General features: G+C 39.8%; 20 protein-coding genes and 1 pseudogene. 17 read left to right on the forward strand and 4 right to left on the reverse strand.

What is annotated here, in order from left to right:
* Positions 1-91: 91 nt before the first annotated feature.
* On the reverse strand, positions 92-415 hold the full coding sequence (locus K1I43_RS09000) for a spore coat protein (RefSeq protein WP_009362280.1): 324 nt from the start codon (positions 413-415) through the stop codon (positions 92-94).
* Positions 416-430: 15 nt separating this feature from the next.
* A complete protein-coding gene (locus tag K1I43_RS09005) occupies positions 431-682 on the reverse strand; it encodes a hypothetical protein (RefSeq protein ID WP_026011626.1) in 252 nt (83 codons plus the stop codon).
* Between the two features lie 163 nt (positions 683-845).
* Between K1I43_RS09005 and K1I43_RS09010 the strand changes: the two genes are divergently transcribed.
* Positions 846-1,763 (forward strand): proline dehydrogenase family protein, encoded by a 918-nt coding sequence (locus tag K1I43_RS09010; RefSeq protein ID WP_019417439.1) that lies wholly within the window; start codon positions 846-848, stop codon positions 1,761-1,763.
* 19 nt (positions 1,764-1,782) lie between these two features.
* Here K1I43_RS09010 and K1I43_RS09015 read toward each other — a convergent pair whose 3' ends face one another.
* Positions 1,783-1,929, reverse strand: a complete 147-nt coding sequence (locus K1I43_RS09015) for a YuzL family protein (protein WP_009362277.1) — start codon at positions 1,927-1,929, stop codon at positions 1,783-1,785.
* Between the two features lie 147 nt (positions 1,930-2,076).
* Here K1I43_RS09015 and K1I43_RS09020 point away from each other — a divergent pair, with 147 nt between their 5' ends.
* The 10 genes from K1I43_RS09020 (at position 2,077) to K1I43_RS09065 (ending at position 11,101) form a co-directional block, all read left to right on the forward strand.
* The gene (locus K1I43_RS09020) at positions 2,077-4,455 is read left to right on the forward strand and encodes a 3-hydroxyacyl-CoA dehydrogenase/enoyl-CoA hydratase family protein (protein WP_009362276.1); all 2,379 of its coding nucleotides are present in this window, start codon (positions 2,077-2,079) and stop codon (positions 4,453-4,455) included.
* Positions 4,456-4,467: 12 nt separating this feature from the next.
* Entirely contained in the window at positions 4,468-5,640 is a 1,173-nt protein-coding gene (locus K1I43_RS09025) for an acetyl-CoA C-acetyltransferase (protein WP_009362275.1), read from the forward strand.
* A gap of 15 nt (positions 5,641-5,655) precedes the next feature.
* A complete protein-coding gene (locus tag K1I43_RS09030; RefSeq protein WP_019417438.1) occupies positions 5,656-7,437 on the forward strand; it encodes an acyl-CoA dehydrogenase family protein in 1,782 nt (593 codons plus the stop codon).
* A gap of 74 nt (positions 7,438-7,511) precedes the next feature.
* A complete protein-coding gene (locus tag K1I43_RS09035; protein WP_009362273.1) occupies positions 7,512-7,871 on the forward strand; it encodes an arsenate reductase family protein in 360 nt (119 codons plus the stop codon).
* 57 nt (positions 7,872-7,928) lie between these two features.
* The gene (gcvH, locus tag K1I43_RS09040) at positions 7,929-8,312 is read left to right on the forward strand and encodes a glycine cleavage system protein GcvH (RefSeq protein WP_019417437.1); all 384 of its coding nucleotides are present in this window, start codon (positions 7,929-7,931) and stop codon (positions 8,310-8,312) included.
* Positions 8,313-8,345: 33 nt separating this feature from the next.
* On the forward strand, positions 8,346-8,594 hold the full coding sequence (locus K1I43_RS09045) for a YusG family protein (RefSeq protein ID WP_026011625.1): 249 nt from the start codon (positions 8,346-8,348) through the stop codon (positions 8,592-8,594).
* A gap of 98 nt (positions 8,595-8,692) precedes the next feature.
* Positions 8,693-9,040, forward strand: a complete 348-nt coding sequence (locus tag K1I43_RS09050) for a ribonuclease M5 (RefSeq protein WP_009362270.1) — start codon at positions 8,693-8,695, stop codon at positions 9,038-9,040.
* Between the two features lie 8 nt (positions 9,041-9,048).
* Entirely contained in the window at positions 9,049-9,318 is a 270-nt protein-coding gene (locus tag K1I43_RS09055) for a thioredoxin family protein (RefSeq protein WP_019417434.1), read from the forward strand.
* 129 nt (positions 9,319-9,447) lie between these two features.
* Complete coding sequence (locus tag K1I43_RS09060) at positions 9,448-9,747, forward strand: KH domain-containing protein (protein WP_009362268.1); 300 nt, start codon at positions 9,448-9,450, stop codon at positions 9,745-9,747.
* 61 nt (positions 9,748-9,808) lie between these two features.
* On the forward strand, positions 9,809-11,101 hold the full coding sequence (locus K1I43_RS09065) for an O-acetylhomoserine aminocarboxypropyltransferase/cysteine synthase family protein (RefSeq protein ID WP_019417433.1): 1,293 nt from the start codon (positions 9,809-9,811) through the stop codon (positions 11,099-11,101).
* A gap of 39 nt (positions 11,102-11,140) precedes the next feature.
* On the opposite strand, the gene K1I43_RS09070 is transcribed toward K1I43_RS09065, so the two are convergent.
* Complete coding sequence (locus K1I43_RS09070; protein WP_220382652.1) at positions 11,141-11,740, reverse strand: response regulator transcription factor; 600 nt, start codon at positions 11,738-11,740, stop codon at positions 11,141-11,143.
* Between the two features lie 186 nt (positions 11,741-11,926).
* Between K1I43_RS09070 and K1I43_RS09075 the strand changes: the two genes are divergently transcribed.
* The 6 genes and pseudogenes from K1I43_RS09075 (at position 11,927) to K1I43_RS09100 (ending at position 16,868) form a co-directional block, all read left to right on the forward strand.
* Positions 11,927-12,454: a hypothetical protein gene (locus K1I43_RS09075; protein ID WP_220382653.1), complete on the forward strand. Its 528-nt coding sequence runs from the start codon at positions 11,927-11,929 to the stop codon at positions 12,452-12,454.
* 179 nt (positions 12,455-12,633) lie between these two features.
* Positions 12,634-13,539: a hypothetical protein gene (locus K1I43_RS09080; protein WP_220382654.1), complete on the forward strand. Its 906-nt coding sequence runs from the start codon at positions 12,634-12,636 to the stop codon at positions 13,537-13,539.
* Between the two features lie 17 nt (positions 13,540-13,556).
* Positions 13,557-14,162, forward strand: coding sequence for an ABC transporter ATP-binding protein (locus K1I43_RS09085; RefSeq protein ID WP_220382655.1), 606 nt, complete (start codon positions 13,557-13,559; stop codon positions 14,160-14,162).
* A complete protein-coding gene (locus K1I43_RS09090; RefSeq protein ID WP_220382656.1) occupies positions 14,155-15,378 on the forward strand; it encodes a hypothetical protein in 1,224 nt (407 codons plus the stop codon). Before K1I43_RS09085 ends, K1I43_RS09090 begins: the two co-directional genes overlap by 8 nt.
* A gap of 137 nt (positions 15,379-15,515) precedes the next feature.
* Positions 15,516-16,182: pseudogene (locus K1I43_RS09095) on the forward strand (transposase family protein); the annotation flags it as partial.
* Positions 16,183-16,394: 212 nt separating this feature from the next.
* On the forward strand, positions 16,395-16,868 hold the full coding sequence (locus K1I43_RS09100; protein WP_136260185.1) for a hypothetical protein: 474 nt from the start codon (positions 16,395-16,397) through the stop codon (positions 16,866-16,868).
* Positions 16,869-16,922 lie beyond the last annotated feature (54 nt).

Raw genomic sequence — 16,922 nt, forward strand, 5'->3', positions numbered from 1 at the left:
ACATTCTTCATTACATTGATAATGTATGCAGGGCATTTGTCCAATGGTTGGGCGTATAACAAAAACCGACTGCATAAGCAGCCGGCTTTTGTTATTGCATCATATTGTTGTATGGGAATTGGCTCGCGTATCCTTGAAATTGTTGATATGATTGTTGTAATTTTTGTTGATCTGCTTGTTCAAGCGCATACCAACCTTTTTTAAACATTAAGTTGTACAATTCACGTTGGCAATTTTGTGTTTCGGTGAACATATGCAAAATTTCATCATACAAATGTTGATGGCTTGCTTCGTTTAAAAATGTACAATAACTATCCGTCATATATTTTTCAGTTGATAACATATCATTAATAAAATCGCGATCGTTCATTTGGGGTGTTTTCGGAATTTGTGTTTCAGTATTTTGCACTTTCATGTCGTCATGTCCTCCTTATTGCATGTGTGCTGATGGCTGTAATTGATGTAACAGTTGTTGATAATGGCGTTGATGCATTTGTCCGACACGCTCAATCACCTGTTTAATTTCTTGATCTTGGCATTGAGAAGCAAAAAAATGAGCTTTTTTCATCGCAAGTAAATTCCATGATAAGGCATCTGTCAAATAAAGGGCGTCTTTTGTTGAAATCATTTCAGGTGGTTGAGCCATCATCGCATGTTGTTGTGTATTCATTTGTTGTTGCATGATCATCCCTCCATGTAAAATCATGTTCGACTGTATATTGCCCACGTGCCGTATAGTTATACGTGTGTAGACAAAAAATATGACTATTCGACAAAAACATATTCAAGTGATTGAAAACGTGTTACAATACGGGTGGATGCGCTTGCAAAGGGGGTAAACAACAATGGAACAATTGATGCGCGACTTTTTCTTATTTTTGTCAAAAAACAAAACGTTAACAAAATTGGCGAAGCGGTACGGTCTTCGTTTCGGGGCGTCGCGTTTTGTAGCGGGGGAAACGATTGAACGTGCAGTAGACGTGATTAAAGAACTCAATCGTAAAGGACTAGCGGTCACCATCGACTACTTAGGGGAATTTGTTGATAATGAACAAGAAGCAAATGAAATGGCGAACCATTCGATTGAGGCGATTCGTGCGATTGGTGAAAATAAATTAAATTCACAACTATCGCTAAAAATGACATCGATGGGATTGGACATTTCCGATGAGCTTGTGATGAAAAATATGCGTCGCATTTTAGATGAAGCAAAAGCCCACGGGGTATTTGTGACAATTGATATGGAAGACTATTCTCGTTGCCAAAAAACGATCGATATTTTTAAGCAGTTGAAAAAAGAGTATGACAATGTCGGAACGGTATTGCAAGCATATTTGTATCGCACAGAAAAAGATATTGAAGATTTAAATACGTATCATCCAAACTTGCGCCTTGTGAAAGGGGCGTATAAAGAGTCACCAGAAGTAGCTTTTCCAGATAAAAAAGATGTAGATGAAAACTTTAAAAAGATTATTAAAATGCATTTATTAAATGGCAACTACACAGCTGTTGCCACACACGATGATGCGATTATCGAATACACGAAACAGCTCGTGAAAGAACATAACATTCCAAATGATCAATTTGAATTTCAAATGTTATACGGCATTCGCCCGGAGCGCCAAGAACAATTAGTGCGCGAAGGATATACGATGCGCGTCTACGTTCCATACGGAACCGATTGGTATGGCTACTTTATGCGTCGTTTAGCGGAACGCCCAGCAAATGTGGCATTTGTGTTAAAAGGTATATTAAAGAAATAAAGGTGGGCGCATCCCACCTTTATTCATTCCCCATATTTTCTTTTCCATATTGTTGATTTTGGCTCGTCTTTTTTCCGCCACCATCACGTTCTACCGTTGGTCCTGCATTTCCTTTTACGCTTGCAGCACTTACACCTGCTTTCGATGGGTGTTTTTTCATTTTCATCGTTATTCACCTCCTCTCGTATCATGTCCTAAATCGTTGACAAAATTCGCTACATTTATTTGTTGCGAAAATTTAAAATATAATTTATATTTAAGATAAAGGAAAAATGAATGACCATTCATTCAATTGGGATAAGGGGGAAGGAGAATGCGAATTAAAAAAGCAGCTGTTCTCGGTTCCGGTGTCATGGGATCGGGGATTGCGGCGCATTTAGCGAACGTCGGCATTCCGACATTGTTGTTAGATATCGTACCGAAAGAGTTGACAGCGGAAGAACAAGCGAAAGGGTGGACGCTTGAGCATAAACAAGTACGCAATCGCATTGTCAATCAAGCGGTTGAACGTTTGTTGAAACAAAAGCCAGCTCCGCTCATGTCGAAAGAAAATGTAGCGCTTATTGAAGTCGGTAACTTTGAAGACGATTTTCGCCGCTTAGCAGAATGTGACTGGATTATTGAAGTCGTTGTTGAGCGGCTTGATGTGAAAAAAAGTGTGTTTGAAAAAGTGGATGAAGTAAGAAAACAAGGAAGTATCGTTAGCTCGAACACATCTGGCATTTCCATTGAAGCAATGGCGGAAGGACGCTCGGATGATTTTAAAAAGCACTTTTTAGGCACGCACTTCTTTAATCCGCCACGTTATTTAAAATTGCTAGAAGTCATTCCGACAAAACATACCGATCCATCCGTTGTTGCGTTTATGAAACAATTTGGTGAGAACGTGCTCGGAAAAGGAGTCGTTCTTGCGAAAGATACGCCAAACTTTATTGCTAATCGTATCGGAACGTACGGCTTGCTTGTAACCGTGCGCGAAATGATGAAAGGTGGCTATAGCGTAGGCGAAGTCGATTCTGTGACAGGTCCTTTAATTGGCCGCCCAAAAAGCGCCACGTTCCGCACGCTTGATGTCGTTGGATTAGATACGTTTATTCATGTGGCGAACAATGTGTTTGAAAAAGTAGAAGGTGAAGAAAAAGAAGTATTTACTGTTCCATCTTTTATGAAAACAATGGTTGAAAAAGGATGGCTCGGCAGTAAATCTGGTCAAGGATTTTTCTATAAGAAAGGAAAAGACATTTTTGAATTAAATTACGAAACGCTTGAGTATGAACCGACGAAGAAATTAAAGGCACCGTCTGTTGAAATGAGCAAACAAGCAAAAGGAACAGCGAATAAATTGAAAGCGCTTGTATATGCGAACGATCGGGCAGGGCAATTGCTTTGGAACATTTTAAGTCCAACGTTATTATATTCGGCTGAGCTGCTTGGAGAAATCGCAGATGACATCGTAGCGATTGACCGTGCGATGAAATGGGGTTTTGGCTGGGAGCTCGGTCCTTTCGAAACGTGGGATGCGATCGGTGTGAAGCAGTCTGTTGAAAAAATGAAAGCGGAAGGTCGCCAAGTTCCATCATGGGTAGAACAGATGTTGGAAAACGGGCATGAAACGTTTTATAAACACGAACATGGCCGAGTATCGTACTACGATCGTGGGCAATACAAACCGGTTGAAGAAAACGAAAAAGTCATCCATATTCAACGCTTAAAAGAACAAAAAGGGGTGATTAAGAAAAATAGTGGTGCAAGCTTGATCGACCTCGGTGACGATGTGGCGTTACTTGAGTTTCATTCACCAAACAATGCGATCGGTTTTGATATTGTTCAAATGATTAACTATGCGTTAGAAGAAGTTGACCGCAACTATAAAGGACTTGTCATCGGAAACCAAGGGAAAAATTTCTGCGTCGGTGCGAACCTTGCGATGATTTTAATGGAAGCGCAAGATGACAACTATTTTGAAATCGAAATGGTCGTTCGTCAATTCCAACAAGCGATGATGAATATTAAATATAGCGCAAAACCGGTTGTCGTTGCCCCATTTGCGATGACGCTTGGCGGTGGAACGGAAATTTGCTTGCCAGCTTCACGCATTCAAGCATCGGCCGAAACGTATATGGGACTTGTCGAAGTCGGCGTTGGTCTCATTCCTGGTGGCGGTGGAAATAAAGAGCTGTATATTAAACATTTGAGCGGCATGCCGAACGGTGTGGAATTTGATCTACAAAAAGTTGCAAATAAAGTGTTTGAAACAATTGCGATGGCGAAAGTATCAACGTCTGCCGCGGAAGCGCGTGAATTGAATTTCTTAAACGGGCAAGATGGCATTTCAATCAATGGCGACCATCTCATTCATGACGCAAAACAAGCGGTGTTAGCGTTATATGAGAGCGGATACAAGCCACCGGTGCGTAAAAAAATTCCGGTTGTCGGAGAAACAGGCTATGCGACGTTGTTGCTCGGTGCGCAAGGAATGTATCATTCCGGTTACATTTCGGAGCATGATTTAAAAATCGCGAAAAAACTTGCTTACGTCATTGCTGGTGGAAGCGTACCGTACGGAACAGAAGTGGACGAACAATATTTGCTTGATTTAGAGCGGGAAGCATTTTTAAGCCTTGTCGGCGAGCCGAAAACACAAGCGCGCATGCAACATATGCTTGTGAAAGGAAAACCGTTAAGAAACTAAGGGGGGATTGACGTGAAAGAAGCGGTCATCGTTGCCGGAGCGCGTACGCCTGTCGGCAAAGCGAAAAAAGGGACGTTAGCTAACGTCCGACCAGATGATTTAGGGGCGATCGTTGTCAAAGAAACGTTGAAACGAGCAGGGAACTACGAAGGAAATATTGATGATCTGATTATCGGATGTGCCATGCCAGAAGCGGAACAAGGACTAAATATGGCGCGCAACATTGGTGCGCTTGCTGGTTTGCCATACACGGTGCCAGCGATCACGATTAACCGTTATTGTTCATCAGGACTACAAGCCATTGCTTATGCGGCTGAAAAAATTATGCTTGGACACGCGGATACAATTATTGCTGGCGGCGTGGAGTCGATGAGCATGGTGCCGATGATGGGGCATGTCGTACGTCCGAACGTGAAGCTCGCAGAAAGTGCGCCAGAGTACTACATGTCGATGGGGCATACGGCTGAGCAAGTGGCGATGAAGTACGGTGTGACGCGGGAAGAACAAGATGCATTCGCGGTTCGTAGCCATCAAAGAGCAGCAAAAGCGATTGCAGAAGGAAAATTTGTCGATGAAATTGTACCAGTTGATGTGACTGTCCGTCATATTGAAAATAATAAATTAGTAGAAAAAAAGGTGACGTTCAGTCAAGATGAAGGGGTTCGCCCAGACACAAATATGGAGACGCTTGCGAAGTTGCGTCCTGCGTTTTCGGTAAACGGAACAGTAACAGCTGGAAACGCTTCACAAACGAGTGACGGAGCAGCTGCGGTGATGGTCATGGATCACGAAAAAGCGAAAGCGCTCGGTTTACAACCACTTGGTAAGTTCCGTTCGTTTGCAGTGGCAGGTGTTCCACCAGAAGTGATGGGCATCGGTCCGATTGCAGCGATTCCAAAAGCACTTGAGCTTGCGGGACTTGAGCTTTCTGATATCGGTTTAATTGAATTAAATGAAGCGTTCGCATCGCAAGCGATTCAAGTCATTCGTGAACTCGGATTAGATGAAGAAAAGGTGAACGTGAACGGAGGAGCGATTGCTCTCGGTCATCCGCTCGGTTGCACAGGAGCGAAGTTAACGTTGACGCTTTTACATGAAATGCGTCGTCGCAATGAGCAATTTGGTATTGTCACAATGTGTATTGGCGGCGGTATGGGTGCTGCGGGTGTATTTGAATTATTATAAGAGGGGGAATAAAGAATGGAAAAGGCATTACAAATCGCGCAAGGTGGTAGCTTTTTAATTGAAGATATATCGCCAACTCAAGTGTTTACACCGGAAGATTTTACAGATGAGCAAAAAATGATTGCGAAAACGACAGAAGAATTTGTCGTTAATGAAGTGTTGCCACAACTTGAGCATTTAGAAAATCATGAGTTTGATCGTTCAGTTGCTCTTTTAAAACAAGCAGGCGAACTCGGATTACTTGGCGCAGACGTGCCAGAAGAATACGGTGGCTTGAGCTTAGATAAAATTAGCTCTGCATTAATTGCGGAAAAAATGGCGCGCGCTGGTGGTTTCTCGATTTCACACGGTGCGCACGTCGGAATCGGTTCGCTTCCAATTGTTTTGTTCGGAACAGAAGAGCAAAAACAAAAATATTTACCAGCGCTTGCGACAGGCGAAAAAATTGCTGCGTATGCGTTAACTGAGCCAGGTTCTGGTTCGGATGCACTCGGTGCAAAAACGACTGCGAAATTAAATGCGGAAGGTACGCATTACATTTTAAATGGAGAAAAGCAATGGATTACAAACGCTGGATTTGCTGATGTGTTTGTTGTATATGCAAAAGTAGACGGTGAACATTTTACAGCATTTATTGTTGAGCGCGACTTCCCAGGCGTATCGACAGGGGCGGAAGAAAAGAAAATGGGCATTAAAAGCTCATCGACGCGCACGTTAATTTTACAAGATGCGCTCGTTCCGAAAGAAAATGTACTTGGTGAAATTGGAAAAGGTCACGTCATTGCATTTAACATTTTAAATATCGGCCGTTATAAACTTGGGGTTGGTGCTGTCGGTGGAGCAAAACGTGCGCTTGAAGTGACGATTCAATATGCAAATCAACGTCAACAATTTAAAACGGCAATTTCAAAGTTTTCGTTAACACAAGAAAAATTAGCAACGATGGCATCTAAATTGTATGCGGCTGAAAGCTCCGTTTATCGCACGGTCGGTTTGTTTGAAGCGCGCATGGGACAATTAACAGATGAACAAGCAAAAGACGGAAAAGAAACGGCAAAAGCGATTGCTGAATATGCGATTGAATGTTCATTAAATAAAGTGTTTGCGACAGAAATGCTCGATTACATCGTAGATGAAGGGGTACAAATTCACGGTGGGTATGGTTTCATGCAAGAATACGAAATTGAGCGCATGTATCGCGATTCGCGCATTAATCGTATTTTCGAAGGAACGAACGAAATTAACCGCCTCCTTGTGCCAGGCATGTATTTGCGGAAGGCGATGAAAGGTGAATTGCCACTTTTACAAAAAGCGCAACAGCTGCAAGAAGAGTTAATGATGCTTATGCCTGAAGAAGTTGGCGATGGCGTGCTTGAACAAGAAAAATATCTCGTTCGCAACGCGAAAAAAATTGCTTTAATGGTTGCCGGATTAGCAGCTCAAAAATTCGGTCCGAAACTTGAAAAAGAACAAGAAGTGCTTGTAAATATTGCGGATATTGTCAGCAACGTGTATGCGATGGAATCAGCGCTATTGCGTACGGAAAAAGCGATTGCCCAATCTGGAGTGGAGAAAAATAAACAAAAAGTATTGTATACACAAATTTTCTGCCAAGAAGCATTTAACGAAATTGAAGCACATGCGAAAGAAACGATTGTTGCTGTAGAACATGGGGACATGTTGCGCATGATGTTGTCTGCATTGCGGAAATTAACGCGCCATACGCCAATGAATGTGATTGCGAAAAAACGCGAAGCAGCAGCAGCGTTAATTGAAGCAGAGCGATATGTTGTGTAATAATGGAAGTACCAGACACGTCGTCTGGTACTTTCGCTTTTTTTTGTTGTACATAAGGATGATGAGGTGAGAAAATGACGACATTTTATTGGTATCCAAAATGCGGCACATGTCGCAAGGCGAAAAAATGGTTAGATGATAACAACGTTTCCGTACAAGCTGTACATATTGTAGAACAGCCTCCATCAAAAGAGCAGTTGCGGACGTTATATGAAAAAAGTGGACTAGATTTGAAAAAATTTTTTAATACGAGTGGCATGAAGTATCGGGAGCTCGGATTAAAAGACAAATTAAAGACGATGACAGAAGAAGAAATGTTACAATTATTGTCATCGGACGGCATGTTAATTAAGCGTCCAATCATCACAAATGGAGAGCAAGTTATTGTCGGATTTGACGAACAAAAATATCATGAAATGTTTAAATTGTCGTGAAATCGTGTCGAAAATCGTGTATGATGAAAAGGAAAACAATGTGTTGGAGGGACAACGATGAGCATTCCAAAAGAGCTACGTTATTCACAAGAACATGAATGGGTGCGTGTCGAAGGGAATACCGTTCGCATTGGGATTACAGATTTTGCCCAATCGGAACTCGGCGACATCGTATTCGTTGAATTGCCAGAAGTCGGCGCACAACTCACAGCAAACGAGCCATTTGGTAGCGTTGAATCAGTAAAAACAGTATCTGAACTATATGCGCCGATCAGCGGCAAAGTAGTAGCTGTGAATGAAGAGTTAAACGACAACCCAGAGTACGTGAACGAATCACCGTATGACAAAGCATGGATGATCGTCATCGAGCCGAGCGATATGAGCGAAGTGGACAACTTACTAACTGCTGAACAATACGAACAAATGATTAACCAAGACTAAAAAACAAATCGCAGGGCACCCTACAACACAGGGGTGTCTTTTTTGTTGAAACAAAAAGCAATCGATATTACAAAAGATGTTGTTGGGAAATTTAATGAAAGCGGTAACTTTCAGCTATTTTATGACGACGAATGTGTTGGAGAATTTGTTCAGGAAACGAACGAGTTCAAGCTGAAAAGCGGATATGAAGAACAACAAGGACGCATTTTGAAAACTGTAACGGTTACTGAACATCCAGATGCAAAATATGTGGATTGCGACACAGAAGGTGGTTGGTGTTAAAGGGCAGCGACATCGCTGCCCTTTTCGATTTCATAAAAGGAGAAAAAGTGCAACATAACGAATATAATATACATAAATGAATGTGCAAGGTGATGACGATGGGGATCATTGAGGTGGAAAAAGTAATTATTGTCGAGGGGCGGTCAGATAAAAGAAAGATCGAAAGCATTATTAGTGAGCCAGTAGAAATTATATGTACAAACGGGACGCTCGGTACTGCCAAACTTGATGAATTGATTGATGCTTTGTACGATAAAGATGTGTATATTTTAGTTGACTCGGATGAGGCGGGAGAAAAATTGCGTCGCCAACTTCGACGTGAGTTTCCGCAAGCTGAGCACTTATATATTGATAAAATGTATCGTGAAGTTGCAGCTGCTCCGAAACATCATATTGCGGTCGTATTATTAAGTGCAAATATCGATGTACACGCACAATATTTGTAGAAAGTTGTGTGATGGTTGTGAAAGTCGTTTATATGTACACGCCATTATGTGGCACGTGTCAAGTGGCAAGTCGTATGGTTGACGTGCTTGAACAGTTATTGCCAAATATCACATTTGAGCGTCAAGACTTAAATTATGTGCCTGACAAAGCGATCGAATGGCATATTGAAAGCGTTCCTTGCTTACTTATTTTTAAGCGTGGCGAACTCGTGAAAAAAATATACGCCTTTCATTCTGTTCCACATGTATATGAAACGTTGCGAAAGCTGGCTGAATAAGCCAGCTTTCGACATATTTCTTGGGAAATTGACGAGGAAGGAAGACATTTGTCGAGCAGTTATAGAAGGAACTCACCGTCCTCGTATGGAAACAATGAATACGACAATATATGGGACGGGGGCGGTTGTATGAATATATTAAAACCAATTTTACCGAATGATGGATTATATATTGAATTGCAATGGGAAGGTGGACAAGTATTTTTGAGCATATCAAAAGAAGGAATTCAACGTGTTGAAAAAGCGAATGGGGATCGAGTCATAACGATTCGTGGTTCGGCACAAGCCATTATGTCGCTATTGCAAGGGTCTTTAAAGCTCCAGCAACAACTTCGATTAAACGAATTGTCCGTCACAGCATCGTTTCGCCACATTTTATTATTAGAATCGGTTTTCTTTCTCGGTAAACCGTACGATCTTGTTCGTTGACGAGCGTTGTTTGTCGTGTTAAAATTCAAAATATTCAATTATTCGGTCAGGGGGAGAAATGATGAAATTCGAAACGATTGCTGTGCATGGAGGACTACAAACTGATCCTGTAACGAAAGCGCGTGCGGTGCCGATTTATCAGTCAAATGCATATTTGTTTGACAGCACAGAGCATGCGGCAAACTTATTTGCATTAAAAGAAGCAGGATACATTTATACGCGCATTCATAATCCAACAGTGACCGTATTTGAAGAACGAGTAGCAAATCTTGAAGGTGGTATAGGGGCTTTAGCAGTGGCGAGCGGCATGGCGGCGATTACGATGGCCATTTTAAACGTCACTCAAGCCGGGGATGATATTGTGTCTGCTTCTACGCTGTATGGAGGGACGTACAATTTGTTTGCAAATACGTTACCGAAATACGGCATTACGACTCATTTTGTTGATCCAGCTGATCCAGAAAATTTCCGTGCTGCGATTACACCGAAAACGAAAGCTATTTTTGCGGAGACAGTCGGCAATCCGAGTTTGCATGTGTTAGATATTGAAGCGGTGGCGGAAATTGCACACGAAGCAGGTATCCCATTGATTATTGACAACACGTTTGCGACGCCATATCTTTGCCGTCCGATTGAACATGGAGCAGACATTGTTGTTCATTCTGCGACGAAATGGTTGCTTGGCAACGGGACGACGCTAGGGGGCATCATTGTCGATGGTGGGAAGTTTGACTGGAACTCGCCAAAGTTTCCAGCGTTTACGACACCAGATCCGAGCTATCATAACCTTATCTATGCAGACATCGGAGCGGCAGCGTATATTGTGAAAGCACGTGTGCAGTTGTTGCGCGATTTAGGGCCAGCGATTAGCCCATTCAACGCCTTTCAATTTAATTTGGGGCTTGAAACGTTGCACGTGCGCATGAAAGAACATATTGAAAACACAAGAAAAATTGTTGCATATTTAGATAGTCATCCAGCTGTTCGTTGGGTGTTGTATCCTGAACATGACAACCATCCAGCGAAAGAGCTAGCGAAAAAATATATGCCGAAAGGGGCAGGAGCAGTCGTCGTTTTTGGCATTCAAGGTGGAAGGGAAGCAGGAGCTGCGCTTATTAATAATGTGAAGCTTTGGTCACATGTCGCAAACGTTGGTGATGCAAAAAGTTTAATTATTCATCCGGCAAGCACAACGCATCAACAACTAAGCGCAGAAGATTTGAAAGCATCTGGTGTAACAGAAGATATGATTCGTTTATCTGTTGGTATTGAAAATGTGGATGATTTAATCGAAGACTTAGAACAAGCGATCGAAGCGGCAACAGGTGTACGGTCGATGTATTCGCGGGTGTAGGGATGAAAGGTGCTAGTTAGATTTTTCGACTAGCACCTTTCATTTTATGAGTTGCCATCGTAGCGCTTGAGCAACTGCTCCTGTGCGTGATAGAACCCCTAATTTTTTGAATATAGAAGAAAGGTAACGTTCAAACGTTCGTTTGCTTATATTTAGATGTTCACTGATTTGTGCACTTGTTTGATCGTCTGCTAACATTTGTAATATATCTATTTCAATTTTTGTCAAACAACTTGTCATGTGACATGTAGCTTCACTGTCAAGTAAAAGAAGTCTCTCTCCTTCATTGCTGTGGCGAATCGCATGTGCCAAATGAGTAGAAACTTTTTCTTTTGATAATATCACGGATACACCTGCTTCATATGCACATAGAGCGAATGGTGGATAGTTGCATAGCATAATGACATTTATCGTAGGATATGTTTTCTTTGCACTTTTTATCCACTCTAATACTTTTATTATGTGCATATGCATATTTATCACAATGACATCTGGCACGTGTATATGTATGAGATCTTCTAGTGAATCAATACAAGAACCAGAACCGACAATATGTACACCTCTTTCTTTTTCTAATAATTTTTCCAAACCAAGCAAATAGATAGGATCGGAATCAACAAGCAATGTACGAACAGCCATGCGATTTCCCCTCTACTATTTTTTACTAAATTGTACTTCATTTAATGAACTTTGTCATTTATTTTGAAGAAAATGGCGGATTTTCGCCGAAAAATTGGCGGAAAATACGGATTCTTTTCTTTTCTATTTTTGGTAAATTGAAAATAGCTGATCAGCTAATTTTGGGAGAAGGAGTTTGATAGATACATGAATGCTAAATGGATAAAAATAACCGCATCTATTGCTATAGTTATTTCATTTTTCTATTTTTCTCCAAGCCTAAAGGTATTTGCTATTTCTCAGTCGAAAGACTATCTTATCCCTGGAGGGAAAGGCACTTTAACTTCAAATGTGTGGCGTTCTACTTCAGCGACTTATTCTGGGAATACTATACAGTGGGATTGGCAAGTTTCAGCGGTATATAGTGGGAATGAAGTAGTAGAAACGATTAAAACCGAGTGGTATAGTTCTGCTTCTTTGAGAAGTTCTGCTTCCATTACGATGGGGGTTTCTGGGGACGGAGCTAGCGCAGGAGCATCCTCATCTTGGCAGACTATTCAGACAAAAGTGAAGTATTGGGAAAATAGTAATGGAGCAAACAACTCTTCTTGGCGATCCAACATTATTATTTCGCCTTATAAAGATTATCGTTCTGACACGATCTCTACCATTAACACGGCTTACGTAAAATTGAAGGGAGATCCGAGAACTTTTTATATTTCGGCAGGAGTTTAATCGTTGTTCTTCGTTAACTGCTAACCAGGATCTGACCAAAAATGTCGTGTTTCTTCAAGAGAGATAAAAGGATATAGTTTCATGAAAGTGTTTCGTGCGTATATATGCTGATGAAAAAGGGTGTCCTGTTAATTTTGGGACACCCCCAATATAAATTCTAAATTATTAGGATGAGAGTGATGAAAAGGGTCTTTCTTTTCTTTATTGTTTTTTCTTTACTTTGTGGATGCGATGAAACAAGTATCCAACAAAAAAAATATGTCGCAATCCCCATATGTTCTGAGAGTGAAGAATGTAAAATTTTGTATAATCGATTCACGCAGAAGTTGGTTGCTTATGATTTTGCAACGAATACAATCAAGCAGCAAACGAATCAGCCAAACTATATTGTTTATGCATTTTCGACAAAAAGTCCTTATTATACGGCTGGAGATAGCACAGGAAGAGATTTTAGTCTTTTTACGATTAAAGGAAATGAGATTGAGAAGGTGTATGCTGGAAGAAAAGGGGAGGCTATTTTCCCGCTAGCCGATGATGGAAACTATCATGTTTTTATTAGAATGTATTTGGATAATGATGGGGAAGAAGTAAGCCGATCGATTATTCGCTGGGATGAGAGAGAGAAAAGTTTTATTAAGTATTCGCATGTAAAAGGGCTTGTGTCTTACGGCGTGATTATGCATGGGAAACTTTATTACACGGTTTACGAACCTTACAAGGACTACTACACAATGTATGTTTTAGATTTGTCTAATGAAAATAACCGACCACGGTTAGTTGAAAATGGCTTAAAAGCAGGGGAGCTTTATGTAATTGATGGGGTGTTATATCGTTCGGATGAGGAAAAAATATATGCGGATAATGGTAGAACCTTTAAAAAGAAATTAATAAATTATATTGATAAAGAAAATCGATTGCTTATACAAATGTATCCGAATAGTGATGGAGATTTGTTGCTAGATATTATACAAGTTGAAACAAATAAAAAAATTGTTTCTGTAAAGGATGTTATTGATTTTTCTACAGAGCGTGGGAAAGTCGTTGTTTACAGTCAAGAAGGAAGGAAAGAGATTATTGTCCGATAGAAAAAGGTGATATAAAAATGATTACGTTAAAACATGTAACGAAACGTTTTTATGAAAAGAAAGTGCTTGATAATGTAACATTTCGGTTTGAAAATGGACGAACATATGTAATTAGTGGACAAAGTGGTTGTGGGAAAACAACGTTGTTGAATATTCTTGCAGGATATATAAATGTGGATGAAGGAAAAGTAGAAAAAAAAGAAAGTATAAAAATTGAATATCTTTTTCAAGATGACATGTTATTTTCTAAATTAACTGTAAAAGAGCACATGTATATAAAATATGTTGCTGTTTATAAACATAATCGATATTTTGAACAAAAATCAGTAGAAGCCCTAGCGCTATTCCGTATTGAGAATTTGATTGATCGGAAAATCGCTGTGTTATCTGGTGGTGAAAGGCGTCGTGTACAATTAGCCCTTTTATTTATGAATGACCCAGATGTCGTTTTGTTTGACGAACCTTTATCAAGGTTAGATCAACAAAATCAATACCTTATTGCAGAGATGATTTCAACTATTTTTACAAATAAATTATGTATTATCGTGACCCATGAGTGTGTAGAACTTTTTTCAAATGCTATTCGACTAGCAATGGCAGGAGGAAAATTACGTAATGGATAAAAAAATAAAAAAGCAAGTAGCGGAACTTATATTAAAAAAATCAAATTCATATTTAAAGATATCTATCGTGATGTTTCTGCTATCTCTTTTTCTAGTTTCGACATCGTTTCTTTTTCTATTCAAACAATATATACAAGTAGATGAAGATTTTATAAGCAATGAAAATGTGCGGATGATCGAAATTACAGGAAAAACTGAAGAGAATGATCACGCACGTTTACTAAAGTTTAATGACGAAAATGAAATTAGATCAGTTCTTTCTGAATATAAAGGCATACATATATATAAAATGTATCAATTGAACTTCGGTGTCCAAGATGAAAGAGGAAACACGTATTTTATTTATGCATTAGATGAAGAAGCTGCCCGTTTTTTAGGGGATTGCCCCTTAAATATTGGGTATGCTTGTTCAAAATCAAAGGAGTCAGAAATCAATCTAAAAATTCCTATTGTTCAGATGGAGGAGGGGGGACTGAGTAGTCGCTATATCTCTAATTTCCTTATAAAGAATAAACAGGGGATTATCGAAAAAAATCCTTTCGTTTTATATAGTGAAGATCAAAATATGTTAAGTAGTAGTGCATTATATGTTGGGAATCAAACATTTCAAAAAATAATCGAAACGTCCTTCCGTACAAATTGGATCGAGTTTAAAAGAGAATATGATAACAATAATCCTTTTGGTGTCCAAGCTTTAAAAAGTATGTACGTTTATGTAGATAAAATATCGGATATTGACCGCATCGCCGAAAACCTTGGACAGTACGGATATCACGTTCGCTATGTATTTAAAGCGTTCGATGATTTTACATTGTCAATGCGAAATACAGCTGTTATTGCTTCTTTACTATCGGGAGCGATCGTTCTTGTTGCAGCCTTATACCTTATTTTTTCTTTTCGGGCTTATTTGCAAATACAACAAAAAGATATGGGGATACTAAAACAATATGGATATAGTTCAGAGGAAGTTCACTCAATATATTCATATAATATTTCAACTGTTTTTAAAAAAGTAACTATTTTTATATTTATATACTCTATTTTTATCAGCATATGGCTTATTCCTGTTTACCACTTTCTATATGTTGCATATGTATTGGTCATTTTATTAATCATTATATTGGTAGTTTATCGCATCATTGTGAAAAATATTTTGCAGTCATATTGTTTTAAAAATATTATCGACTTATTAAAGCTAAGTAAGGAGTTTGAGTAAACGGTCAGTTAAGCTTTCTTGTTGTAACTGTAGTTGAGTACCTAAATCCGTGACAACCCATCTTTACAATGGATGCAAACCGTTGATACGATAAGGGAAAACGACGTTGATGATTCTTCATCAAGTAGGTGAATGCGATGAAAGATTTCCAGATTCGATTTGTATGGACAGATGAGGCGGTGACTCCAAGTGCGGTGCTTGCTCTTGTTGGCTACTTACTACATTAAAGAAAACTGGATAAACGAGTAAACCCGCTTCGGCTCCCAACCGTTCGTCGAGATGTGCACATTTCACATAGCGATGTCATTCGCTCGATGATCGGCTTGCCTGCCACAGGAAAAACGGATGTTGATCATATCGAAGCGTATCGTCAGGACGATATGTTTTCGACATCGCTGGGTATTCAGCACGTGCCTTCTTCCCAAACGTTAAGATAGCACCTCGATCAGCTCGCTTGTCTTTCAATGACCGAAACAATTCCTTTGGAGGAGTTCATGTGTCTGCTGATTCAACGACATGCCGCCTCGTCCCCTTGTTGGATCAAAGGGAGGACGACATGGCTCCAACTTGATGTAGATAGCTCTCCATTTGACAACTCCGACGAAAAAAGAAGGAGTGAGTCGAACGGATGAAGGATTTGATGGTTTTACGCCGTTGTTTGCGTATGCAGGGAAGGAAGGCTATATCGTTCATGCTGAGCTGCGTCCAAGAAAACAACATGTGCAAGACAACCTGTCTTCGTTTTTAACCACCGCCATCCGTCGAGCTCGTCCACTGGCCTCGTCTCGTCTGCTCACTCGCGTGAAACATCGCTGCATCAAGAATTTTTTGAAGTTAGGAGGAGCATAAGCAATGTATAAGTTAAAATAAAGAACTTCCGATTTTTATCTAAAACAGGCTAACATAGCATATCTCGGATGAGTAATCAATTAAATAAGAATTAAGATCTCTAAAATCCACGGTACTGATGTTCAACTAGCATTATGAGTAAATATACGATGTGAGGAGAAAAAGTAATGAAAATTAAATTTAAAAATTTGGTTTTAGCTACTACCCTAGCATTTGCTTTTACCTTGTCATTAGAGGGGTTTTTTGGATCGTTAATTACAACTGAAGCTAGTACTCTCCAGAAGCAAGTATATAAAGAGGGGAATGTAACAATTACAGTTACTCCTACAGTAGGGAGTTCAATAGCCGATTTAAGCAATTCAAAGTCAAAAATTACCCCACTTGATACTATCGTTCGAGGAAATAAAAAGACGAAAACAGTTCAGAGTATGTATGGTACGGTCACAATGACAGTTACTTATGATCGAAATCGAACAACTAAGACTTCTACGATTACGGGGATTTATTCTTTAGAAAACACCGACTCTTACTTGAAATTACTTGATAAATGGTATACTCCCAGTGTTGCACAAGCCGACTACTATGACTCATTTCATAAAGTTTATGTAACGATTAGAATTACAAAAGAAGAATGTGATTAATGTATTCACTCAGCCTGTAGCTATATAGATACAATCGAAAAGTTTACCCTCATT

The sequence above is a fragment of the Anoxybacillus sp. ST70 genome (assembly GCF_019553625.1).
Lineage (GTDB): Bacteria > Bacillota > Bacilli > Bacillales > Anoxybacillaceae > Anoxybacillus > Anoxybacillus gonensis.

Bases quoted from the DNA above. Each gene is read 5' to 3' on its own strand.
- K1I43_RS09000 (WP_009362280.1), bottom strand. From the start codon at position 415: ATGAAAGTGCAAAATACTGAAACACAAATTCCGAAAACACCCCAAATG.
- K1I43_RS09005 (WP_026011626.1), bottom strand. From the start codon at position 682: ATGCAACAACAAATGAATACACAACAACATGCGATGATGGCTCAACCA.
- K1I43_RS09010 (WP_019417439.1), top strand. From the start codon at position 846: ATGGAACAATTGATGCGCGACTTTTTCTTATTTTTGTCAAAAAACAAA.
- K1I43_RS09015 (WP_009362277.1), bottom strand. From the start codon at position 1,929: ATGAAAATGAAAAAACACCCATCGAAAGCAGGTGTAAGTGCTGCAAGC.
- K1I43_RS09020 (WP_009362276.1), top strand. From the start codon at position 2,077: ATGCGAATTAAAAAAGCAGCTGTTCTCGGTTCCGGTGTCATGGGATCG.
- K1I43_RS09030 (WP_019417438.1), top strand. From the start codon at position 5,656: ATGGAAAAGGCATTACAAATCGCGCAAGGTGGTAGCTTTTTAATTGAA.
- K1I43_RS09035 (WP_009362273.1), top strand. From the start codon at position 7,512: ATGACGACATTTTATTGGTATCCAAAATGCGGCACATGTCGCAAGGCG.
- gcvH (WP_019417437.1), top strand. From the start codon at position 7,929: ATGAGCATTCCAAAAGAGCTACGTTATTCACAAGAACATGAATGGGTG.
- K1I43_RS09050 (WP_009362270.1), top strand. From the start codon at position 8,693: ATGGGGATCATTGAGGTGGAAAAAGTAATTATTGTCGAGGGGCGGTCA.
- K1I43_RS09060 (WP_009362268.1), top strand. From the start codon at position 9,448: ATGAATATATTAAAACCAATTTTACCGAATGATGGATTATATATTGAA.
- K1I43_RS09065 (WP_019417433.1), top strand. From the start codon at position 9,809: ATGAAATTCGAAACGATTGCTGTGCATGGAGGACTACAAACTGATCCT.
- K1I43_RS09070 (WP_220382652.1), bottom strand. From the start codon at position 11,740: ATGGCTGTTCGTACATTGCTTGTTGATTCCGATCCTATCTATTTGCTT.
- K1I43_RS09075 (WP_220382653.1), top strand. From the start codon at position 11,927: ATGAATGCTAAATGGATAAAAATAACCGCATCTATTGCTATAGTTATT.
- K1I43_RS09080 (WP_220382654.1), top strand. From the start codon at position 12,634: ATGAAAAGGGTCTTTCTTTTCTTTATTGTTTTTTCTTTACTTTGTGGA.
- K1I43_RS09085 (WP_220382655.1), top strand. From the start codon at position 13,557: ATGATTACGTTAAAACATGTAACGAAACGTTTTTATGAAAAGAAAGTG.
- K1I43_RS09090 (WP_220382656.1), top strand. From the start codon at position 14,155: ATGGATAAAAAAATAAAAAAGCAAGTAGCGGAACTTATATTAAAAAAA.
- K1I43_RS09100 (WP_136260185.1), top strand. From the start codon at position 16,395: ATGAAAATTAAATTTAAAAATTTGGTTTTAGCTACTACCCTAGCATTT.